This window comes from Ruegeria sp. C12, from assembly GCF_056537745.1.
The window spans coordinates 1,078,171-1,100,615 of record NZ_JBQFSA010000001.1 but is presented as its reverse complement, the minus strand read 5'-3'; the positions used below and the strand labels follow the sequence as shown (position 1 = coordinate 1,100,615).

The following is a 22,445-nucleotide window of genomic DNA, read 5'->3' as shown; positions in this document are numbered from 1 at the left end:
ACGAGATCTTTGCTGTGGGCAGGGGCCTGGAGTGTTCTCCTCCTCCGGTGGGCGGGCTCCCCCCTTTTCATGGGGAAAAAACCTCGGGGGGGGGCGGGGGGCTCCCGCCCAAAAGACCCCAACCTCTCAGCTGTTCATCGCCGCCCAAACGCGCGACGGGCTCACCGGCATGTCGATGTGATCGACCGCCTTGCCGCCCGAATTCAGCGCATCCAGCACCGCATTGACCACCGCAGGCGGAGAGCCAATCGCCCCTGCCTCACCGCAGCCTTTCACCCCCAGTGGGTTATGCGTGCACGGCGTCTGGCTGGAATGATCCACGCCATAGAACGGCACGTCATCGGCGCGGGGCATGGCGTAATCCATGAAAGACGCGCTCAGCAGTTGCCCGTTTTCGTCATAGGCGCAGTTCTCTAGCAGGGCCTGACCGATCCCCTGCCCGATCCCGCCATGAACCTGACCATCCACAATCATCGGATTGATGATGTTGCCGAAGTCATCCGCAGCGGTGAACTTTTCGATGCTGACCTGACCGGTTTCAGGATCGACCTCAACCTCACACGCATAGGCCCCCGCCGGGAAGGTGAAGTTGGCCGGATCGTAGAACGCAGTCTCTTCCAGCCCGGGCTCCACCTCCAGCGGGTAGTTATGCGGCACATAGGCGGTCAGGGTCACATCACCCCAGGCCACCGACTTGTCGGTGCCTGCGACACTGAATTGACCGTCCTTTAGCTCGATATCAGCCTCGGACGCTTCCAGAAGATGGGCGGCGATCTTCTTGGCCTTCTCAATCACCTTCTCGGTCGCTTTCACCATGGCCGAGCCACAGACCGCCAGAGACCGAGACCCATAGGTCCCCATCCCAAACGGGATCTTCGAGGTGTCACCATGCACAATCTCGACCATCGACTCGTCGATGCCGATCATGTCGGCCACAACCTGCGGAAAGGCGGTCTCGTGTCCCTGCCCGTGGCTGTGCGCACCGACCATGACACTGATCGAGCCGGTTGCGTTCACCCGCACCGTCGCCGCATCATAAAGACCCGCGCGGGCCCCCAGCATGCCAACGATGTTCGAGGGTGCAATCCCGCAGGCTTCGATATAGCAGTTGATGCCCAGACCGCGCAGCTTGCCCTTCGCCTCACTGGCAGACCGGCGCGCGGCGAAGCCTGCCAGATCGGCAGCGGCCTCAAGCTTGTCCATCGTCCCGTTGTAATTGCCGGTGTCATAGGTCAGCGCCACCGGCGTGTCATAGGGGAACTCGGTGACGAAATTCTGACGGCGCAGGGCAATCGGATCGACACCCAACTCGCGCGCGGCCTTGTCCACCACGCGTTCCAACTGGAACGTCGCCTCGGGCCGACCCGCACCGCGATAAGCATCCACCGGAACAGTGTTCGTAAACATCGCCTTCACGTTCACCTGAATGACCGGCGTCTTGTAGTTGCCCGCCATCAACGTGCCGTGCAGCCAGGTCGGGACCGAGCTGGAGAAGGTCGACAGGTAGGCTCCCAGATTCGCGAAGGTATTCGTGCGCAGACCGATGAAGTTATTGTCCGCATCCAGCGCCAGTTCGATGGTGCTCACATGATCGCGACCATGGGCATCCGACATGAACGCCTCGGACCGGCTGGACGACCATTTGACCGGACGGCCGCAGGCCTTGGCGGCAAATGTCACGAACGCCTCTTCCGCATAGTGGAAGATCTTGGTGCCGAAACCACCGCCAACATCCGGCGCGACCACACGGACCTTGTGTTCAGGCAGGCCCAGAACAAAGGCGCACATCAGCAGACGGATCACATGCGGGTTCTGCGAGGTGGTATAAAGCGTATATTCCTCGGTCGCCCGAGCGTATTCAGCGACAGCGACGCGCGGCTCCATCGGGTTAGCAACCAATCGGTTGTTCACCAGATCCAGAGTGGTCACATGCGCCGCGTTGGCAAACACCTCATTGACCTTGGCATCGTCGGCCTCACCCAACTGCCAGTCATAGCAGATGTTGTTTTTTAGATCGTCATGGACCAGCGTCGCCCCATCTTGCGCGGCGGCCTTCATGTCGATCACGGCGGGCAGTTCTTCGATGTCGACCTCAATCGCCTCGGCGGCGTCGCGGGCCTGTTCCAGACTATCGGCCACAACGGCGGCAATGGGATCGCCCACATGGCGCACCTTGCCCTGGGCCAGAATCGGATGCGGAGGTTCCTGCATGGGCGCACCGTGCTTGTCGGTCACTTCCCAGCCGCAGGGCATCCCGCCCACGCCTTCGAAATCCTTGCCGGTGAAAACCTTGACCACACCCGGCATCCCCTCGGCCGCCGAAGTATCGACGGATTTGATCCGCCCATGCGCGATGTCGGACCGCAGGAAATGCACATAGGCCTGGTTATGTACGTTGATGTCGTCGGTGTAATTGCCTGCTCCGGTCAGAAAGCGCACGTCCTCGCGGCGCTTGGAACTGGCTCCGATGCCACTGTCTTTGGGCATTGCTTGTTCTCCTCCCATAAACGGATGCGGATGCATCCTCTGTCATCCCACGGGCGTCTCCCTTACGCCCGCAGTGGCATCATTCGGCAGCGATGCTGCTGGCGTCCTGACCCGAAGCGGCCATGATCGCCTTGACGATGTTGTGGTATCCGGTGCAGCGGCACAGGTTGCCTTCCAGATACTTGCGGATCTCGGCCTCGGTCGGGCGCGGATTGTCTTTCAGCAGGGCCGCGGCACTCATCACCATACCCGGCGTGCAGAACCCGCATTGCAGCCCGTGGTGATCCTGAAATGCCTGCTGAATGACGTTCAGCGACCCGTCCGGATTGGCCTGACCTTCGATGGTACCCACGTCGGCCCCATCAGCCTCAAGCGCCAGCATGTTGCAGGATTTGACCGCCTCACCATTCACATGCACCACACAGGCGCCGCATTGGGCCGTGTCGCAGCCTACATGTGTGCCCGTCAGCGACAGGTGGTCGCGCAGAAAGCTGGACAGCAGGGTCCGGCCTTCGACGTCACCGCTAACGGATTTACCGTTCACGGTCATTGAGACCTGTGTCATGAGTTCCTCCCAGTTTTGATTTTCTCCCTTGCGACCGAGTTAAACACGGGAATTTTCGTTTGAGAACAAAAATCTTGTCGCGTTCAACGCCCCGAGCGTCGCTAAACACTCATAACCTAAAGTGGCGGGGATAGAGGTCAAAATGCCGTAGCGTCACGGCCTGCGCTGGGCGCGCGGCTGAGGTCGTGTCGGGATTTCCTTGAGCAATCCGCCCACACCCATGGCCGCAATATCCGCGCCTGTGGTCTCAACACCGCAGGCAACGCGGGACAGAACCCAATCCGCGCCGTTCAAAGCAGGCGAGCGTGCGCAACCCGGCAGGCCAATCACGGGCCGATCCCCCATCGCACCCAGAAACAGCAGATTTCCGGGATCGACCGGCATACCGAACCGATCGACCGCCCCGCCTGCCGCGCGCACAGCCGAAGGTGCCACATCATCCACATCCGAGGTGGCCGAAGCGGTTAGGATCATCAGAACATCGCCCTGAGTTCCAGCAATGGCCGCTGCGAGGTGATCGGTGTCATGCGCGACGATCTGCACGTCGCACAACTCCATCCCCAACAGTTCGACCCGCCCCCGCATGGCCGCGATGCCTTTTTCGTTCGGCGGCCCGCCGGGAATATCTGTCACGATCAGACCGGCGGTTTTGTGAACCGGCGCAATCAGTTGAACTGAGCTTTGCGCAAGGCTTGCCGCGCGCTGCACGTCCACCTCGGGCACGGCGTAGGAAATCACCTTGATCGTCGCGACCATTCCGCCGTCACTCATCTGCTGATGCTGCGGAACTGTGGCGACGGTGATCATTGGGTTGACCTGATTGAACTGCTCCAGCGCGGCCACGTCCAGCGCCACGACGCCCGGCCCGTTGGCCAGCAGATTGACGCGCCCCGTAAATGCTTCGGTCACGCGCAGGTTCGCCGCTGCCGGGTCAGGTACCAAAGCCTTGGCCAGCAGCGTAGCCGCCTCGTCCTCGTGACAGTCGCCGGGTTCCAGACGGGCCACGACAATTTCGGTCAAACCGGCCTGTGTCAGTTGTGCGATGTGATCTTCGGTCAGTCTCAGGCCCTTGCGCAGCTTACCGTCCGCGGCCATGACCGAATGCGCCAGAATCGCCCCGCTTGCATCGGCTACGGGCACCGGGCCAAACTTCATGCTTTGCCTCGCAGAACAGCCGTCATCTGAGCCAGGATCGCAACGGCAATTTCCGAAGGATCAGCGGCCCCGATGTCCAGACCAATTGGCCCGTGTATTCTGCCGATCTGCGCATCGGTAAACCCGGCAGCAACCATACGCTCGACCCGTTTGGCATGGGTTCGCTTTGACCCCAGCGCGCCGATGTAGAACACGTCCGCCTCCAACGCGGCTTGCAGCGCGGGGTCGTCCAGCTTGGGGTCATGGGTCAGCAGAACAACCGCTGTGCGCGTGTCCAGTCCCAGTTTCAAAACGGCTTCGTCCGGCCAATCGGTGAGAATCTTTTCACCGGGAAAACGCGCATCCGACGCGAAGGCATCGCGCGGGTCCACGATGGCCGGGTCATATCCCGCAATCCGCGCCATTGGCACCAGAGCCTGCGCGATGTGAACCGCACCGACGACGATCAGGCGCAACGGCGGGTTATGGACGGCGACAAAGGTCTCTCCATCCTCTTCAAACCCTGACCGGTCCATGCGCAGTCGGTCGGGGTATTTGTTGCGCCTCAGGGCGCGGTGGCCGCTGTTAATATTGACCTCATAAGCCAGCGGCTCGCGCGCCGCCCGCGCGGCGACCAGTTCGGCCAGCATCGATTCAGGCAGGACGCGGCCAACCGGCTCAACCAGAACCCGGATGGTGCCGCCACAAGCCAGACCCACGGCAAAGGCGTCTTCGTCGCTGACGCCAAACTCCAGCAATCGCGCCTCGCCCTCATCAATGGCTTCCAGCGCCTCGACGATCACCGCGCCTTCGACGCACCCGCCGGACACGGACCCTTCGATCCGCCCCTCACCGCCAATCACCAACTGAGCGCCCACCCGGCGCGGTGCACTGCCCCAGGTCTCGACCACCGTCGCCAGGGCCGCACCGCGTCCTTTGCGGTGCCAGTCCAAAGCGGTTTCCGGGCTGTTGTCGAATCGCTCCATCGAAGCCTCCTGAGGTCATCGGACTCAACATAGTCAGGAAAAGCGGGAAGAAAAGCATGTGGGGCGGTCCCCGCTCAGGGACGAGCTTGCTTGGGGGCAAAGGTTCCTTCGTATTCACATAAGCAAAGCATTGATTGTCTGCGCCCGTGCTTTTAGCCTGCAGCTACCTTCGGGGCCAATCCCGGACGTGCCCCCATTTTCAAAACGGAGACAGAGAGTTGAAACGCATTCTTACACTCGGCGCAGCCATTGGGCTGTTGGCGTCAACCGCAGCCTGGGCTGATACATTTGAACGCTATGGCGAGGTCGAAGGCTGGAAGGTTTTCATCGACAATGAAAAGAAATCCTGCCTGATCGAGGCGATTGATGACTCGGAGAACGTGGTTCAGATGGGCCTGACAGAGGATCGCGGCGTGGGCTATGTCGGCGTTTTCACCAAGGCCGAAACGGACATCAAACGCGGTGAGAAGGAAGAGGTGGCAATCATTCTGGGCGACAACCTGTATCTGGGTGAGGCCACAGGGATGAAGGGAAACATCACCAAGGGGTATTCAGGCGGCTACGTGCTGTCGGACGATCCGCAATTCGCGGAAGATCTGGCCAAACAGAAGGTCATGATCGTGTTCCCGGAAAAATCCTTTGGATTCACCGTCGATTTGACCGGCACTTACAAAGCCATCGAAATGGCGCGCGAGTGCAATGAAAAACAGCTGGGCTGACGCTTAGCCGGAAAGCGCGGAGATCAGCCGCGCTTTCTCTCCCACATCCTGTGGTTCCGAAATGACGGTCGCCAGATCTTCGAGCGATGCAATCGAGTGACCGGCGCGGAAGCTGTCCACATGCGGCAGCATGGCAGCCACGCCCTGCGCCTTGGGCGCGAACCCATCCCATCGCAGCAACGGATTGAGCCAGATCAGACGGCGCGCCGACAGGTGCAGACGTTCGGTTTCCTTCGCCAAGGCGTCCGGGTCGCCACGATCCAGCCCGTCCGAGATCAGCAGAACAACGGCACCCTGCCCCATCACGCGCCGCGACCAGTCACGATTGAATGCGTGCAGACAGTCCCCGATCCGTGTGCCGCCCTCCCAATCCTGCGCCTCGGCCCCAGCAGCGGCCAAAGCGGCATCCACATCGCGTTGATGCAGATGGCGAGTAATATTGGTCAGTCGTGTGCCGAAGGTGAAAGCGTGGACCTTGGCCCATCCGGCGCCCTTGGCGTTCGAGACGGTGTGCAGGAAATGCAGGATCAGGCGGCTGTATTGGCTCATTGAACCCGAGATGTCGCAAAGAACCACAAGATTGGGCCAGCGTGGCCTAGGTTTTTGCAGCGCAATGTCCCGTATCTCACCACCCTGACGCATGGCTGCGCGCAGGGTTTTGGCGCGGTCGATGCGGTGGCCCAGAGGGTTGGCCTGCGCCCGCCTGCTGGCAATCGAATGAACCGGCAAGGTAAGACGCGCCAGAAGGCGTTTGGCCTGTGCGATTTCATCCGTGCTCATCTGCTCAAAATCCAGACTGCGCAGGCGTTCTTCGGAAGACGCGGTTTGCGAGGCGTCAATGTCGAGCTCGGTCTCGCCTTCATCTTCCGCAGGCTCGGGCAGATCACGTTCAACCCCGTCCAGCAGCGCCTCGGCTGCGCGCTTTTCGGCAGCGTCTGCTTTACGTTCTTCCTGCACGCCCCGAATGGCGGGCAGCATCATGGACATCATGTGTTCCAGATAACGCGGGTCGCGCCAGTAGAGGCGGAAAACCTGTGCAAAGACGGTGCGATGTTCAGGTCGGTTCACGAAACAGGCGTGCAGGGTCCAGTAGAAATCCTGCCTTTGCGTGAAACCCGCCGCCTGCACGGCGCGTATGGCATCCACCACCCGACCTGTCCCGATGGGCAGTCCCGCCTTGCGCAGCGCGCGGGCGAAATGGGTGATGTTTTGCGCCAGTTTCGGATCTGCGGGGGTGTCGAGCGTAAGGTGTTCGGCCATTACCTTTCATGGGGGCTCTGCCCCCATACCCCCGAGGTATTTTTGAACAGAAGAAGCATCAGGCGGGTTCGAGGTCGGCTTTTGCCTCATCCAGAATGCGTTTGGCTTCAGAGCCTTGCAGTTTCTGGATGTCGTCCTGGTATTTCAGGATCGCGCCGAGCGTGTCGCCGATGACCTCGGGGCTGAGGTTGATAACGTCCAGCGCCAGCAGGCATTTGGCCCAGTCGATGGTTTCGGCCACGCCGGGCTTTTTGAACAGGTCTTCTGTGCGCAGGCGTTGAACAAAGGCGACAACCTCGCGGCTGAGTGTCTCGGCGGCTTCGGGGGCGCGGGCGTGCAGGATTTCGATTTCGCGGTTGAAATCGGGGTAGTCGACCCAGTGGTAGAGGCAGCGGCGTTTGAGGGCGTCATGCACCTCGCGCGTGCGGTTCGAGGTGACGATGACGATGGGTGGCTCGGGCGCATGGACGGTGCCGAGTTCCGGGATTGTGACCTGAAAATCGCTGAGCGCTTCCAGCAGGAACGCCTCAAAAGGTTCATCGGTGCGGTCGAGTTCGTCAATGAGCAGCACCGGCGCGCCGTGCTCATCAGGTCGCATGGCTTGCAGCAAAGGGCGTTCGATCAGGTAATCGTCCGAGAACAGCTCGGTTTGCAGGGCTGTTCGGTCCGCACCGCCAGCGGCCTCAGCCGTGCGGATGGCAACCATTTGCGCCGGGAAGTTCCATTCATAGACGGCTGAGGAGGCATCCAGCCCTTCATAACACTGCAGGCGGATCAGGCGGCGCCCCAAACCCGCGGCCAGTGCCTTTGCGATTTCGGTCTTTCCAACGCCTGCCTCACCTTCCAGAAACAGCGGGCGGCCCAGCTTGAGCGCCAGAAAAACCACCGTCGCCAATGCCCGGCCGCACACGTAACCTTGCGCGCCCAGTGTTTGCTGAACGGCATCAATGGAACTTGGTTGGGTCATGCATGTTCTCCTTGCGGCCTAACAGGTCATGGGCCGGGGTCTTCGTCAAGCCTGCGGTGGGGGAAGAGGTACGGCGATCCTGCGCGCTGACAAGGTCTTTTCCGGCGGCGGGGTCTGTGCTAGCGGGTGCGTCATGACCGATAGCATCACGATCCGCCGCCCCGACGACTGGCACCTGCATCTGCGCGATGGCGCGATGCTGCAGGCCGTTCTGCCCGAAACCGCACGCCATTTTGGCCGTGCGATCATCATGCCCAATCTGGTGCCCCCGGTGGTGACCGGTGCCCATGCCGCCGCCTATCGCGAGCGCATCATGGCCGCGCTGCCCGAGGGGATATCCTTTGAACCACTGATGACCCTGTACCTGACCGAGGATACGGACCCGGACGATCTGGCCGCTGCCCATGCAAGCGGGCTGGTCAAGGCGGTCAAGTTGTATCCGGCGGGGGCCACGACGAATTCGCATTCCGGCGTGCGGAATTTCGACAATGTGCGCCCTGTGCTGGAACGCATGGCCGAGATTGGCCTGCCCCTGTGTGTGCATGGTGAAGTGACAGATGCCGAGATCGACATTTTCGACCGCGAGGCGGTGTTCATCGACCGCGTTCTGGACCCGATCCGCAAGTCCACGCCGGGCCTGCGGGTGGTGATGGAGCATATTACGACCCGTGACGGTGTTCAGTACGTCAAAGCCAACGACACCGATCTGGGCGCAACAATCACGGCGCATCACCTGATCATCAACCGCAACCACATTCTGGTTGGCGGGATCAAACCGCATTACTACTGCCTGCCCGTCGCCAAGCGCGAGGAGCATCGGTTAGAGCTGCTGAAAGCCGCGACCTCGGGTGATCCACGCTATTTCCTGGGCACCGACAGCGCGCCTCATACCGATGACAACAAGGAAATGGCCTGTGGGTGCGCGGGGTGCTTCACGGCGACCAACACCATGTCGCTGGTGGCCGAGATGTTCGACCGCGAAGGGGCGTTGGACAAGCTGGAAGGGTTCGTTTCCCTGAACGGGCCTGCCTTCTATGGCCTGCCTGTGAACGAAGGTTCGATCACGCTGACCAAAGGCGAACCGGTCGAATACCCCGACAAGATCGAAACCGGAGATGGCCCGGTAACCGTGTTCGACCCCGGTTTTCCCCTGCACTGGCGCGTGGACTAACCCGCCAGTTTTGCAGCCAGATCGCGGGCGCGACCACCGGTGCGCAGCATCGACCAGATCGCGTCCGCCTCAATCCCTCCGATCAGTTTCGAGGCTTTGGCACGTACCCGGTCTTCCCGGTCGGACAGAGACATTGGGGTCATGAGGTCATAGGTTGCCTCGCGCCGCGCCCCGTCGCGCCGCAGCAAGGTCAGGCGAGCCTCAGTTTCGGAAAGGGAGTCATCCGCTTCGACAGTGATACGATCTTGCAGCGACCGGATGCGCGGGTCGGCACAGACCTTCTCAGAGTAGCTGCCCGGTAACGCGGTGTCATATCCCAACGCCTGCATTGCAATCACCGTGCGATACGAGAATTTCGCGCCCAGTCCGGTGGTCGGAGATATCTGGTTACACACGCTCATCCAGCGCGGGTGGGTTATTACCTTGATCTCGGCCACTTCGGGTTCGGCGATATCCAAAGAAAGCGCCGCCTCTAGCGCCGCGTGCAACCCATGGCAGCAGGCGTGGAACTTGTGGCTGACGGATTCGAACAGCCATTCGTCGCCCAACCCATCCAGAGCGGCCGCAGCATCCGCAGCCCCCTGATGCGTCGCGCCAAAGCCATAGGGCCCTTCCAGCGCGTCCGCGTTGGGTTCAAATCCGCGCTTGACCAGCAGCGCCGCCTCAACCCCATTCGAGGCTGCCAAACCCGCGTTGTAAGGCTTGCCCATCGTGCCGAACTGAGCCTTCAGACCCGCCGAACGGGTCGCCGTCAGGCCCAGCACCTGACGCATCTGATCGGCGTCGAACTGTAACAGACGCCCCACCGCCACCGCCGCCCCAAAGGCCCCGGCCGTTGCCGTTTGGTGAAACCCGGCCTGATAGTGGCCGCGCCCCAGCCACAGGCCGATGCGGATCGAGACCTCCATCCCGATCAGGGCCGCTTCGAGGAAGTCCACAAGAATACGATCATCCCATTCCGACACCGCCAGCGCTGCAGGCAGAACCGCGACCGAAGGGTGGCCGATATGGGCGAAATGGGTGTCGTCATAATCCAAGGCATGGGACACCGTACCATTGACCAGAGCCGCCGCGCGAAGGGGCGCGCGCGCCCCGCCGAACATATGCGCCTGGGCGGTGCCCCCCTCCTCTAGCACCATATCCCGAACGGTATTGGATACTGGTTCATCCGCCCCGGCGCGGCCAACGGCGACCCAATCCAGAACAGATAGCGACGTGACAATCCGTGCCTGCGCAGTGGTCGAGATCGGGCCCGCGGCAAAAGCCGCCAATGCTGATGTGAAATCTGACATGAGGCGCAGTCTAACGTGCGCCGTTCGTTGGTAAAGCCTTAGCTGTAAAGCTCGGCGGCACGAGCCTCAAACGCGCGAACGATGCGCTGCATGGCCTCGTTGAAGACCACGCCAATGATGCCCTGCAGGATGGCGTTCTTGAATTCGAAATCCACATGGAACGACACGTTGCAGCCCCCGTCCGGCGCGTCTTCGAACTGCCAGTCGGATTTCATGTATTTGAACGGACCGTCCAGATATTCGGTGTCGATCTTCTTCTGATCCGCGAACAGCGTCACCCGGCTGCCGAACCGTTCGCGAAACACTTTGAATGAGATGACCAGATCGGCCTCCATCACCTCGGCCTCGCCTGCCGCATAGGTCTTGCGGATACGGGCCGCTGCGCACCAGGGCAGAAACTGCGGGTACTTCGCCACATCCGCGACCAGATCATACATCTGCTGGGCGGTGTATGGCAGGTGGCGGGTTTCCGAGTGGATGGGCATGGCATTCAGGCATTTAAAGGTGACAATGGCGCGTCATGTCGTATGTTGCGCGCCAAAGATCAAGGGGGCTGCGATGACTGACCGCGCTTATGTGATAGATGAGATGATCTCGGCCAAGGCCATCGCGGCGCGGATTGAGGAGCTTTGCCGCAAGATTTCCGAGGAGTTCGGCAATACCGACAAGCTGGTTGTGGTGGGCCTGTTGCGAGGCAGTTTCGTCTTCATCGCCGATCTGGTGCGCGAGCTGGACCTGCCCATCGAGGTCGATTTTCTTGAGGCGTCGTCTTACGGCGATTCGATGGAAAGTAGCCGGGAAGTGCGCATTCTCAAAGACTTGCGCGGCGCAATTGAAGGGCGCGACGTGCTGGTGGTCGAGGATATTGTCGACACCGGTCACACGCTGAACCACGTCACCAACCTGCTGCACAGCCGCAATCCGAAGCGTTTGAAATCCATCGCCCTGCTGGACAAACCCAGCCGACGCGAGGTTGATTTCCGCTCGGACTGGATCGGGTTTGAGATCCCGGATGAGTTTGTTGTCGGTTACGGAATTGATTACGCACAGCGCAATCGCAATTTGCCCTTTATTGGCAAGGTGCGCTTTACCGAAGACACGTAAGCGGCTGGCTTAACCCAAAACCTGACGGACCGCATTCAGAAAGATTCCGGTTCCGATCGGGATCAACACATCGGGAAAATCGTAATCCGGGTTGTGCAACTGCGGATGATCGCGCCCGGCCCCAAGCCAGCACATCGCGGTCTTCGCGCCTTTGCTGAATTGGCCGAAATCCTCGGAAAACCGTTGCGGTGTGTTGGTCCGTTTGCACGCAACGTTTTGGGCGGCGCAGGCTTGGGCCAAAATCTCTACCGCATCCGAATGATTGGTGCAGGCGTCGAAAACGTCTTCGTAAGTTATCGTGGCACCCAGCCCATCGGACTGCGAGACCTGCTGCACCAGGGTCTCGGCATCCGCAATCAGTTTGGACATCCGGTCGTCGGATACCGTTCGCAGCGTTACCCAAAGCTCGGCCTGTCCGGGGGCGACGCCGAATGTTTGCTCTCCCAAGCTGGCATGGGTGATCGTGGTCAGCGCGTAATCCGCGTTCAGCACGCCACCGCCACCAAGCGCTGTCAAAGCCGGGATCAAAGCCGCCAATGCGCCGGCCGGAGATACGCCGTCCTGAGGCGCCGCTGCGTGCGAAGTTTTGCCGGTCAGCGCAATACGCATCCCGCGTGACGCGCAATTGGCGGGGCCTTTACACAGCTCGACCGCGCCAAGCTGCAAACCCGGAAGATTATGCAGCGAAAACACGAAATCAGGCGCGATTTCAGCAAATTGCGGATCAACCCGGAAGGCTTCGGCCCCCTGCCCGGTTTCTTCGGCAGGCTGGAAGATCAGAACAACGCGACCGCGTTCGGGGCGCTGTTCCTGCAACGCCAGCGCCACGCCCAACACCATCGACATATGGCCGTCATGCCCGCACAGATGCCCCCGGCCCGGTCTCTGCGAGACGTAAGGCACATCCGAGAGTTCCTGAATCGGCAACCCATCCAGCTCACACCGAATACCAACGCATGGCCCGTCCCGACCGCCGTCGAACACAGCGGCGACGCCGTGCCCACCAAGCCCGGTCAATACGCTATCCGCGCCGATGCCGCGCAACTCATCCGCAATCCGGGCGGCGGTCTCGTGCTCGGCTCCGGACAGTTCGGGCTGTTTGTGCAAGTCGTGGCGCAGCCGGATCAGCCGCGCCAGCGTGTCAGGTGTCACGCCTGCCCCAGCTTCTCTTGCCGGGCGGCGCGCAGGCGGGCGAAATCATCGCCTGCGTGATAGGACGACCGGGTCAGCGGCGTGGCCGAGACCATCAGGAACCCTTTGCCATAGGCCGCTTTTTCGTACGACTCGAACTCTTCAGGCGTGACAAACCGATCTACCGCGTGGTGCTTGGGCGTCGGTTGCAGATACTGCCCGATGGTCAGGAAATCGATATCGGCTGCGCGCATGTCGTCCATCACCTGACCGACCGATTGTTTATCTTCACCCAGACCCACCATGATGCCGGATTTGGTGAAGATCGACGGGTCCAGTTCTTTCACGCGCTGCAACAGGCGCAGCGAGTGGAAATACCGTGCGCCGGGGCGGACCTCGGGATAAAGGCCCGGTACGGTCTCAAGATTGTGGTTGAACACGTCCGGTTTCGCTTCGACCACGGTTTCGAGCACTTCGGGCGCGCATTTCAGGAAATCCGGCGTCAGAATCTCAATCGTCGTTTTGGGCGAGCGATGACGGACCGCGCGGATGGTCTGCGCAAAATGCTCGGCCCCGCCATCGGTCAGGTCATCGCGATCCACCGAGGTAATCACCACGTGGTTCAGACCCAGTTTTTCAACCGCATGTGCCACGCGGCCGGGCTCGAACACGTCCAGCGCATCGGGGCGCCCGGTGGCGATGTTGCAGAAGGTGCAGCCGCGCGTACAGATCTCGCCCATGATCATCATGGTGGCGTGGCCCTGGCTCCAGCATTCGCCTACATTCGGGCACCCGGCCTCTTCGCAGACGGTGACCAGATTGTTTTCACGCATTATCTTATGGGTGTCGGCATAGCCTTTCCCACCGGGGGCCTTGACCCGGATCCATTTCGGTTTCTTGGGCTGTGCATTGTCCGGGCGATGCGCCTTTTCGGGGTGACGTTGCTCGGGGATTTTCAGATCTCGCACGGGCTGTTTTCCTGACTTTGGGTCAACTTTCTGTTCTCATAACATAAAGCAGTCATAGGTGTTACGCCAGCGACGCATAGCCGCCATGCAAGCCATCCCAATAGTGCAATTTAGTTTAACCTTAAACTACATCTTTGCCATACATTTCAATAGACAAACCCAAACGCGACGCTTTGCGCCCGCAGCATTTCTTGGATTGAAGGCAGTTTAGACCTGTTTTAAATCACGCCCGGATCACATGTGAATCACAGGAGCTTGAACGTGAAAACCGGAACCAAACTGCCGCAGGTTACCTTCCACACCCGCGTCCGCGACGAGGCTGTCGAAGGCCCCAACCCCTATCGCTGGCAGGACATGACAACCGCAGATTACTTTGCGGGCAAGCGGGTCATCCTGTTCTCGCTTCCTGGCGCGTTCACGCCGACCTGCTCGACCTATCAACTGCCCGGTTTCGAAAAAGGTCACGCAGATTTCGTCGCCAAGGGCGTGGACGAGATTTACTGCATGTCGGTCAATGACAGCTTTGTCATGAACAAATGGGCGCAGGATCAGGGCCTGAAAAACGTCAAGGTCATCCCGGACGGATCCGGCGAGTTCACCCGCAAGATGGGCATGCTGGTCGACAAGGACAATCTGGGCTTTGGAATGCGCTCGTGGCGCTATGCTGCGATCATCAATGACGGCGTGGTCGAGGCATGGTTCGAAGAGCCCGGCCTGATGGATAACTGCCCTGAAGATCCCTATGGCGTGTCCTCGCCGGAAAACCTGATGCAGCACCTGCAACAGGTGGCTGAGCCTGAACTGGCCTGAGGCACGATCCGTCTTTATCGGATTGGCCCGCCCCTTCGGCGGGCCTTTTCAGTTTCGGGTGGCGGACACGATGGATTCTCCGACCTCGCGGATAACCTCGGCCAGCCGGTCAGACCAGTCTTCATCCCCGCTGGACGCACGGCGGACCAGACCCACAGTGCGGGCCGGTTGTGGCGCGCCAAAGCGGAGCAGTTTCAGGCCGGGAACCGCCTCACCCTCGGCCCGTGCGGCAAGTTCCGGGATCAGGGTCAGGCCAAACCCTTCGGCCACCAAGCGCGACAGGGTCGCCAGCGAGGATGCGCCCATGTTGATCTGGCCGCTGCCCCGATCCTGACCACATACCTCAAGCGCCTGATCCGTCAGGCAATGACCGTCTTCCAACAGCATCAATTGCGCAGATTGCAGGTCCAGCGGGCGCAGCATGTCCGGGGTTGCGGATACTTTTTCCAACCGCGCGGCGCTGCCTGCCAACAGGAACTGATCCTGAAACAGGGGCGTCTCCCTGAACTCCGACCCCGCGACAGGCAGGGCCAGAACAGCGGCGTCAATCTCTCCGGTACGCAGCAGTGTCAGCAGGTGTTCGGTTCTGGCCTCGCGGATCTGCACCCGCAGCGAGACATCGCCGGCCCTTAACCCGGCCAGAACGCCGGGCAGCAGATACGGCGCAATGGTCGGGATGATCCCGATCGACAGCGACCGATGCCCGCCTGAATGATCGCGCGCAAATTGATCCAAACGGTCTGCGGCACCAAGGATCAGCCGCGCGCGGTCCAGAACATCCCGGCCAAGCGGTGTCAGAAGTATATCGCGCGCCTGCCGTTCGAACAGCACACCGCCCATGGTTTCCTCAAGCGCTTTGATCTGAACGGACAAAGCAGGCTGCGATACGTTACAGACCTGCGCCGCGCGCCCAAAGTTGCGCTGCTCGGCCACGGCCTGAAAATATTGCAGCTGTCTGAGTGTGAAATTCATAACCCCTGCTTATCACCACCCAAGTGATCTGCAAGGGTTATGTATGACTTCTAACCGATCATCCGATCCCGTTCAGCCTGATCTTCATAGTGTCGTTTCAGGCGCTGCAAAGCGATGCGCAGGACGATTTTACCGGACCGCGCCGACCATCCCATACGCTTTTCCGCCAATTCCAGCCCTTCCAGATAGCAGCAACACCGCAAGGCAACATCGCTGAGACCCGGACCCAGATCAGACAAGGCCCGCGCCACCCGGTCGCGCGCATCAGAGGACCCGCGTCCGCCATGCGACTCGCTGCCGAAACTGCCCCGGCCACCGCTTGTAAGAAACCGGTCCCAATTCTGCGCCACCTGAGGGCCGATCTGCGCCAGTTCAAAATCTTCGCGCAGGCGCTCTCCTGCACTGACAAGGGTCTCGTCCAGAAAGGGTTTACCGTCCCGATCCCGACGCCGCGCCAGCGCGATCAGCGGGCTTTCTGCAGCGCTATAGCGGATGCGCCGCGCCCGGTCGCCTTGGTCCGAGGCGGCTTTGGCCTGAAACGGTGTTTGCGCCTCGGCCATACCAAATTCATTGCGCGCGCGGGCTTTGTTTTCGGCCTTGGCCACAAGACGGCTTAGCGCGGTGCGACCTGATGCCGATATCCTATACCGTGAAATCCGCCCGGGATTGTCGCAGGTGATCCAGTCCTGCAAGGCCAGCGCCTGTGCAATCCTGCATTCGACCACGGCGGTTCGGGTCGCACCGGCCTCGCCCGTATCCCGAACGACAACTGCCTTGTCCATATCTTCGGCCACGGCAAGCACCGACCCGGTTTCGCACAAACGGCGCAGAACGCGCATGGCTTCCTGATCGAAAACGTCCTCTTCCCCCTCGTCCGGCAAGGCACGGTGGTTTTCGGAAATCGAAAAATGGGTTTGGGCCAGCGATTGCAGGGCTGCATCCACAAGCGGATCGTCACGGCGCATTTCAATGCGTCTGATCTGCCGAAGAATGGTCGACGCATGGCACCCTGCCGATCGCGCGATATCCCGTATCGATCGGCCGGTCTCGGTATGAGCAAGGTATCTTTGCGCCCCTTCAGGCACCCATGCCGGGATGGTGAAAGCCACGTTGTTTTCCATATTCATTTGCCCTCGTCGACAAAACAGACTGCCACTTTTCGCCCTCGGAATTTGAGTTAACCAAATCTAACTAGAGGTGCTTTCGTTACTCGTTCGTTAACCCCAACGGCCTGGAACCAGATTTGATTCAAAAAGATAAACAGTCGTGAAACCATCGTTCGGGGGGAGCCGAACTAAGGCAACACCCGCTTAGGTTGTGTGACAAACAGGCCGTCAAAGCTCGTACAAGGGAACACGAACATGCAGGACCTGATGACCATGATCACAACGCTTCGCCGCCCCCGACTGCTGGCACGGGCGGCCAAACACGGGGCGCAGGATTACAATCGGGACCGGCACCTGCAACGCATTCTGGGATATGGTTCGCTGCCCGGCACAGGCGCAGCCCTGATGCGGTTGTTAGAGCTTGAGAGAGAGGTAAATGAACAACGAAAAGAAGAAGATGCCGCCTATTCACTGGTCCGGCATCTGGATCTTCTGATTGCCCTGTTGGGCGAGGCGCAGCTGTATCAGGCAAGCCGCGCCTCGTACCCTACTTGATCAGATGAAAGCGTCCGGCATGGAGGCTTTCTTTTCCGCTACATAAGCCTCAAGCGCGGCGGCTTTGTCCGGGTCCATCTGCGGCTGCTGATAGTTTGCCAGCAGATGCTCGACCCGCGCAGTTGCCAGGGCGCGTGTGTCGCGGGCGCCTTCTTCCTGCCAGGTCTCGAACGGCTTGTAGTCCAGCATTTCGGTTTTCCAGAACGCGTCCTTGAAATTGGCCTGCGTATGCGCGCAACCCAGATAGTGACCGCCCGGCCCGACTTCGCGGATCGCGTCCATGGCCAGCGCGTTTTCGTCATAGGTCACGCCTTTGGCCAAGCCGTGCAGAATGCCCAGTTGATCGGCATCCATGACGAATTTCTCGAAATCAGCGACCAGACCGCCTTCAAGCCAGCCGCAGGCATGCAGCATGAAGTTCACACCCGACAGCAGACCCATGTTCAACGAGTTGGCTGTTTCATACGCCGCCTGCGCGTCCGGCAGTTTCGACCCGCAGAACGAGCCGGCCGAACGGTAAGGCAGGTTCAGACGCCGCGCCAATTGGCCCGCGCCATAGGTGATGTGCGAAGCCTCGGGCGTTCCGAATGTCGGCGCGCCCGAGTTCATGTCGATCGAGGTCACCATCGCGCCAAAGATCGCAGGCGCGCCGGGGCGAATGATCTGGCTATAGGCGACACCGGCCAGAACCTCGGCCAGAACCTGCGTCAGCGTCCCGGCAACCGACACCGGGGCCATCGCGCCTCCCACAATGAACGGAGAGATGATGCAGGCCTGATTGTTGCGCGCATAGACCTCGAGCGACCCCATCATCACATCGTCGAAGGTCATCGGCGAGTTGATGTTGGTCAACGAGGTCATCACCGTATTTTCCTGCACGAACTCTTTGCCGAACAGAATCTCGCACATCTCGACCGAATCCTGCGCGCGGCTGGGGTCGGTCACGGATCCCATAAAGGGTTTGTCCGACAGCGTCATATGCGCCAAGAGCATATCCAGGTGACGCTTGTTCACCGGAATATCGGTCGGTTCGCACACTGTCCCGCCCGAGTGGTGCAGCCACTTGGACATATAGGCCAGTTTCACGAATTTGTTGAAGTCATCCATGGTCGCATAGCGGCGACCGCCCTGCGCGTCACGCACGAATGGCGGGCCATAGACCGGGGCAAGCACCAGATTGCGGCCGCCAATTTCGACCGATTTCTCGGGGTCGCGGGCGTGTTGCGTGAATTGGCTGGGGGCGGTCTTGATCAACTCACGCGCCAGACCGCGCGGGATGCGCACACGCTCACCATCGATATCCGCGCCCGCATCGCGCCAGCGTTCCAGCGCCGCCGGGTTGTCGACGAAGTTGACGCCGATCTCTTCCAGCACGGTTTCCGCGTTGTATTCGATGATCTCCAACGCTTCTTCGTTGAGAACTTCGAAATTCGGAATGTTGCGTTCGATATACTTTGCAGTTTCGATGCGAACCGCGGTGCGCTCGGCCCGGCGGGCAGCGCCACCGCCGCCTCTCGCCCTGCGCCGGGTGTTTGCCTCTGCCATGAGAAAATCCCGTCTGAATGGTTAGATTGACCGTTTAGTTACAGGATTGAGCATCATCGAGCATATGGTTTACGGCGCTCTGGGGGGAAAAGCGACATCGGGCCTTATGTTGGCGTAGATCTGCACCGTCGCGTTACGCTTCGGAAACCGTATCCCATTCAATGCTGTCGATGCTCGGCTCAAGCATCAGAGGGGCGACAACCTTGTGCTGCAGCTCCTCGGGGTGATCTTCCATCGAGACCAGAACAGCGATTGTTCGTTTGCCTTCCACCGCATCGCCCTTTTCAAAGCCAACGATTCGAACATCGTTTTGCGCCAATGCCTTGAGAACAGCGACACGCGCATCTGCCTGCGTCTCTTCCGAGCATTGAAGAAGGATTTTGAACTCTTGCGTCAGCGGCACCCCGGCACGCGTGGTGCGCTTGAGCCATTTCACCAACGGCCTAAGCCCGAGATTCACAAAAATCACGAAACCCGTCATCATGACGGCAAACACCCAGGCCCCTGCCCCCGCCATCATTCCGACGGCAGCCGAGCACCACAGGGTAGCGGCCGTATTCAGGCCATGAATGGTGAAGCCATGACGGAAAATGATACCGGCCCCCAGAAAGCCGATGCCCGAAACGACCTGCGCCGCAACGCGCGTCGGGCTCACCTCATCCGGAAACAGCGCCGAGAATACAACAAAAGCAGCAGCACTCAGCGCGACCAGCGCATTTGTCCGCAGCCCGGCCATTCTTTGGCGGACCTGACGCTCGGACCCGATTAGCGCGCCGCAAAACAGCGCCAATGCCAGATTCAGTGCGGCAATCTCGATGGAAATCGGCAATTTCGGTCCCTTGTTCTATTTGTATATACATCGACCCAGCCGAGTTGTCATAATTTCGTTACAAAACTTTTACAATTCCTTTTTTTGAATCGCTGAACCCCTTTGAGAATCAGAGGTTGCTCTTGCGAAACAGGTGCGCTTGGCCTAAGGCGCGGATATGACCCAAGACACCCATGACCGCCTTCTGATCATCGACTTCGGCAGCCAGGTGACGCAGCTGATTGCCCGTCGCCTGCGTGAACTGAACGTCTATTGCGAAATCCACCCCTACCAAAATGTCACGATGGATGTGGTGCGCCGGATGGCGCCGCGCGCCGTGATCTTTTCAGGCGGCCCGGACAGCGTCACGCGCGAGGGATCGCCCCGCGCCCCGCAAGAGATTTTCGACTACGGCGTGCCGATCCTTGGCATTTGCTACGGTCAGCAGGTGATGATGCACCAGCTTGGCGGCAAGGTCGAAAGCGGCCATGGCACTGCCGAATTCGGTCGTGCCTTTGTTACACCGGAAAGCAAGCTAGACATTCTGGACGGCTGGTTCGCTGACGGCGACGAACAGGTCTGGATGAGCCACGGCGACCATGTCAGCGAAATTGCACCGGGTTTTGAGGTCTACGGCACCTCGCCCAACGCGCCCTACGCGATCACAGCAGACCCCGCGCGCCACTTCTATGCGGTGCAATTCCACCCCGAGGTGCACCACACGCCCAAAGGCGCAAAGCTGTACGAAAACTTCGTCAAGCTGGCCGGGTTCAAGGGCGATTGGACCATGGGTGCCTATCGCGAAGAGATGATCCGCAATATCCGTGAACAGGTTGGCGACAAAAAGGTCATCTGCGGTCTGTCCGGCGGCGTCGACAGCTCGGTCGCGGCGATCCTGATTCACGAGGCTATCGGCGACCAGCTGACCTGTGTCTTTGTCGATCACGGCCTGCTGCGCAAGAACGAAGCCGCCGAGGTCGTGGGCATGTTCCGCGACAACTACAACATTCAGCTGATCCACGCGGATGAAAGCGAGCTGTTCCTTGGCGAGTTGGACGGTCAGAGCGACCCGGAAACCAAACGCAAGATCATCGGCAAACTGTTCATCGACGTGTTCCAGAAACACGCCGACACCATCGATGGGGCCGAGTTCCTGGCGCAAGGAACGCTGTACCCCGACGTGATCGAATCCGTCTCGTTCTCGGGCGGGCCCTCGGTGACAATCAAGTCGCACCACAATGTCGGCGGCCTGCCGGAAAAGATGGGCCTGAAACTGGTCGAACCCCTGCGCGAATTGTTCAAGGACGAAGTCCGGGCACTGGGCCGCGAACTGGGCCTGCCAAACAGCTTCATCGGCCGCCACCCCTTCCCCGGACCGGGGCTGGCCATCCGCTGCCCGGGCGAGATCACCCGCGAAAAGCTGGAGATCCTGCGCGATGCCGATGCCATCTACATCGACCAGATCCGCAAACACGGCCTTTACGACGACATCTGGCAGGCCTTCGTTGCCATTCTGCCCGTGCGCACCGTTGGCGTTATGGGTGACGGCCGCACCTATGACTATGCCTGTGCCTTGCGCGCTGTGACCTCGGTCGATGGTATGACCGCCGATTACTATCCGTTCAGCCACGAGTTCCTGGGCGAAACCGCCACGCGAATCATCAACGAGGTCAAGGGCATCAACCGCTGCACCTATGACATCACATCAAAACCCCCCGGAACGATCGAGTGGGAATGACAGAGCATCGCAAAAGCCGGGATTGGTGATCACCATCCCGGCTTTTTTGTTTACTGGCGCTGCTTCTGCGCCGACCTTAGGTTCTTAGGACCCTGCTGAACTCAGGCGTGACCCATTGCGCGATTCAGCGCAGATCCGTCAAAACCGGATTCAGGGTGCCCGATCCGCCCGAATCCGTTTAAGCCCTGTAAGACACAGGAACAAAGCGCGGAGGATGCGGGGTGGAGAAAGGATCGGTCCAGGTCTTCAAGGCCGGTTTCTGGATGATCGGCGCGATCCTGTCGTTTTCCTCGATGGCTGTCGCCGGGCGCGAACTGAGCCTGCATCACGACACGTTCGAAATCATGATGTATCGCAGCATCGTGGGCATCATTGTCGTCGCGACTATGCTAAGCGCAATTCGCGGGTGGCATCAGGTCACCACCGAACGCCTGAGCCTTCATGCGATCCGGAACGCGCTGCATTTCACCGGACAGAATCTGTGGTTCTACGCGGTCGGGGTGATTCCTTTGGCACAGGTCTTCGCGCTGGAGTTCACGCAGCCGCTGTGGGTCATCCTGCTATCGCCGTTGTTTTTGAATGAGCGTCTGACAACACTCAAGGTCACTGCGGCCCTGATCGGTTTTGCAGGTATCCTCATCGTAACGCGTCCCGGCACCGCCCCGCTAAGCCCCGGCTTGATGATGGCTGCCGCCTCGGCGATTTTCTTCGCGTTTACAACGATAACCACCAAAAATCTGACGCGGTTTGCAAGCATCGGATGCATCATGTTCTGGCTTGCCGTTATGCAGGCCGTTCTGGGGGCTGCGGCCGCAGGTCTGGACGGTCAGATCGCCCTTCCCACCCTGCAAACAGCGCCCTACTTGCTGTTGGTCGGGCTGGCCGGATTGCTGGCACATTTCTGTATTACCAACGCGTTAGCCATCGCTCCGGCCACTGTGGTCATCCCCTTTGACTTCGCGCGTCTCCCCACAATCGCCGTGGTCGGAATGCTTCTTTACAACGAGCCCATCGATCATTGGACAATGCTGGGGGCTGCCGTGATCTTCTCGGGGATTTTCCTGAACGTGTGGTCCGAGAATCGTAACAGTTTGGCAACAGTCCGCGACTCTAGTCGTAACTAGTAA

Annotated in this window: 21 protein-coding genes; 7 read left to right on the top strand and 14 right to left on the bottom strand. The window is 60.1% G+C overall.

Features of this window, described 5'->3' with window-relative positions; all coding sequences use genetic code 11:
* Positions 1-126 precede the first annotated feature (126 nt).
* From ACR0C9_RS05145 to ACR0C9_RS05130, 4 genes are all read right to left on the bottom strand, one after another.
* Entirely contained in the window at positions 127-2,487 is a 2,361-nt protein-coding gene (locus ACR0C9_RS05145) for a xanthine dehydrogenase family protein molybdopterin-binding subunit (RefSeq protein WP_480780522.1), read from the bottom strand.
* A gap of 79 nt (positions 2,488-2,566) precedes the next feature.
* Positions 2,567-3,052: a (2Fe-2S)-binding protein gene (locus ACR0C9_RS05140; RefSeq protein ID WP_170450996.1), complete on the bottom strand. Its 486-nt coding sequence runs from the start codon at positions 3,050-3,052 to the stop codon at positions 2,567-2,569.
* Between the two features lie 153 nt (positions 3,053-3,205).
* Positions 3,206-4,207: a molybdopterin-binding protein gene (locus ACR0C9_RS05135; protein WP_480780521.1), complete on the bottom strand. Its 1,002-nt coding sequence runs from the start codon at positions 4,205-4,207 to the stop codon at positions 3,206-3,208.
* Positions 4,204-5,172, bottom strand: a complete 969-nt coding sequence (locus tag ACR0C9_RS05130; RefSeq protein ID WP_480780520.1) for an XdhC family protein — start codon at positions 5,170-5,172, stop codon at positions 4,204-4,206. The genes ACR0C9_RS05135 and ACR0C9_RS05130 overlap by 4 nt, the downstream gene beginning before the upstream one ends.
* A gap of 218 nt (positions 5,173-5,390) precedes the next feature.
* On the opposite strand from ACR0C9_RS05130, the gene ACR0C9_RS05125 reads away from it, so the two are divergent.
* The gene (locus tag ACR0C9_RS05125) at positions 5,391-5,891 is read left to right on the top strand and encodes a hypothetical protein (protein ID WP_480625947.1); all 501 of its coding nucleotides are present in this window, start codon (positions 5,391-5,393) and stop codon (positions 5,889-5,891) included.
* A 3-nt stretch (positions 5,892-5,894) separates the two neighbouring features.
* On the opposite strand, the gene ACR0C9_RS05120 is transcribed toward ACR0C9_RS05125, so the two are convergent.
* Positions 5,895-7,151 (bottom strand): vWA domain-containing protein, encoded by a 1,257-nt coding sequence (locus ACR0C9_RS05120; RefSeq protein ID WP_480581409.1) that lies wholly within the window; start codon positions 7,149-7,151, stop codon positions 5,895-5,897.
* A gap of 58 nt (positions 7,152-7,209) precedes the next feature.
* Positions 7,210-8,118, bottom strand: coding sequence for an AAA family ATPase (locus ACR0C9_RS05115; RefSeq protein WP_170621723.1), 909 nt, complete (start codon positions 8,116-8,118; stop codon positions 7,210-7,212).
* 133 nt (positions 8,119-8,251) lie between these two features.
* On the opposite strand from ACR0C9_RS05115, the gene pyrC reads away from it, so the two are divergent.
* On the top strand, positions 8,252-9,289 hold the full coding sequence (gene pyrC / locus ACR0C9_RS05110) for a dihydroorotase (RefSeq protein ID WP_170451124.1): 1,038 nt from the start codon (positions 8,252-8,254) through the stop codon (positions 9,287-9,289).
* On the opposite strand, the gene ACR0C9_RS05105 is transcribed toward pyrC, so the two are convergent.
* Positions 9,286-10,581: an MmgE/PrpD family protein gene (locus tag ACR0C9_RS05105; protein WP_170451126.1), complete on the bottom strand. Its 1,296-nt coding sequence runs from the start codon at positions 10,579-10,581 to the stop codon at positions 9,286-9,288. The two genes, pyrC and ACR0C9_RS05105, sit on opposite strands and share 4 nt — an antisense overlap.
* Before the next feature lie 38 nt (positions 10,582-10,619).
* On the bottom strand, positions 10,620-11,066 hold the full coding sequence (locus tag ACR0C9_RS05100) for a type II toxin-antitoxin system RatA family toxin (protein ID WP_170451128.1): 447 nt from the start codon (positions 11,064-11,066) through the stop codon (positions 10,620-10,622).
* A 73-nt stretch (positions 11,067-11,139) separates the two neighbouring features.
* Here ACR0C9_RS05100 and hpt point away from each other — a divergent pair, with 73 nt between their 5' ends.
* Positions 11,140-11,685: a hypoxanthine phosphoribosyltransferase gene (gene hpt / locus ACR0C9_RS05095; RefSeq protein ID WP_170451130.1), complete on the top strand. Its 546-nt coding sequence runs from the start codon at positions 11,140-11,142 to the stop codon at positions 11,683-11,685.
* A 9-nt stretch (positions 11,686-11,694) separates the two neighbouring features.
* On the opposite strand, the gene ACR0C9_RS05090 is transcribed toward hpt, so the two are convergent.
* Complete coding sequence (locus ACR0C9_RS05090) at positions 11,695-12,837, bottom strand: amidohydrolase (RefSeq protein WP_480780519.1); 1,143 nt, start codon at positions 12,835-12,837, stop codon at positions 11,695-11,697.
* Complete coding sequence (gene lipA, locus ACR0C9_RS05085) at positions 12,834-13,784, bottom strand: lipoyl synthase (protein ID WP_170518239.1); 951 nt, start codon at positions 13,782-13,784, stop codon at positions 12,834-12,836. Before lipA ends, ACR0C9_RS05090 begins: the two co-directional genes overlap by 4 nt.
* 261 nt (positions 13,785-14,045) lie before the next feature.
* On the opposite strand from lipA, the gene ACR0C9_RS05080 reads away from it, so the two are divergent.
* Complete coding sequence (locus tag ACR0C9_RS05080; protein WP_480581420.1) at positions 14,046-14,594, top strand: redoxin family protein; 549 nt, start codon at positions 14,046-14,048, stop codon at positions 14,592-14,594.
* Positions 14,595-14,642: 48 nt separating this feature from the next.
* Here ACR0C9_RS05080 and ACR0C9_RS05075 read toward each other — a convergent pair whose 3' ends face one another.
* Both ACR0C9_RS05075 and ACR0C9_RS05070 read right to left on the bottom strand, forming a co-directional pair.
* Positions 14,643-15,566, bottom strand: a complete 924-nt coding sequence (locus tag ACR0C9_RS05075) for a LysR substrate-binding domain-containing protein (RefSeq protein ID WP_170734635.1) — start codon at positions 15,564-15,566, stop codon at positions 14,643-14,645.
* A gap of 50 nt (positions 15,567-15,616) precedes the next feature.
* The gene (locus ACR0C9_RS05070) at positions 15,617-16,687 is read right to left on the bottom strand and encodes a DUF6456 domain-containing protein (protein ID WP_480780533.1); all 1,071 of its coding nucleotides are present in this window, start codon (positions 16,685-16,687) and stop codon (positions 15,617-15,619) included.
* Positions 16,688-16,927: 240 nt separating this feature from the next.
* On the opposite strand from ACR0C9_RS05070, the gene ACR0C9_RS05065 reads away from it, so the two are divergent.
* Positions 16,928-17,227: a DUF6477 family protein gene (locus ACR0C9_RS05065; protein WP_170451141.1), complete on the top strand. Its 300-nt coding sequence runs from the start codon at positions 16,928-16,930 to the stop codon at positions 17,225-17,227.
* Here the strand turns inward: ACR0C9_RS05065 and ACR0C9_RS05060 are convergent, their stop codons facing one another.
* Both ACR0C9_RS05060 and ACR0C9_RS05055 read right to left on the bottom strand, forming a co-directional pair.
* The gene (locus ACR0C9_RS05060; protein ID WP_170518230.1) at positions 17,228-18,772 is read right to left on the bottom strand and encodes a trimethylamine methyltransferase family protein; all 1,545 of its coding nucleotides are present in this window, start codon (positions 18,770-18,772) and stop codon (positions 17,228-17,230) included.
* Positions 18,773-18,905: 133 nt separating this feature from the next.
* Positions 18,906-19,601, bottom strand: coding sequence for an MgtC/SapB family protein (locus ACR0C9_RS05055; RefSeq protein WP_170734633.1), 696 nt, complete (start codon positions 19,599-19,601; stop codon positions 18,906-18,908).
* A gap of 157 nt (positions 19,602-19,758) precedes the next feature.
* Here ACR0C9_RS05055 and guaA point away from each other — a divergent pair, with 157 nt between their 5' ends.
* Positions 19,759-21,318: a glutamine-hydrolyzing GMP synthase gene (gene guaA / locus ACR0C9_RS05050; protein WP_480780518.1), complete on the top strand. Its 1,560-nt coding sequence runs from the start codon at positions 19,759-19,761 to the stop codon at positions 21,316-21,318.
* 263 nt (positions 21,319-21,581) lie between these two features.
* A complete protein-coding gene (locus ACR0C9_RS05045; RefSeq protein ID WP_480780532.1) occupies positions 21,582-22,442 on the top strand; it encodes a DMT family transporter in 861 nt (286 codons plus the stop codon).
* Positions 22,443-22,445: the final 3 nt, after the last annotated feature.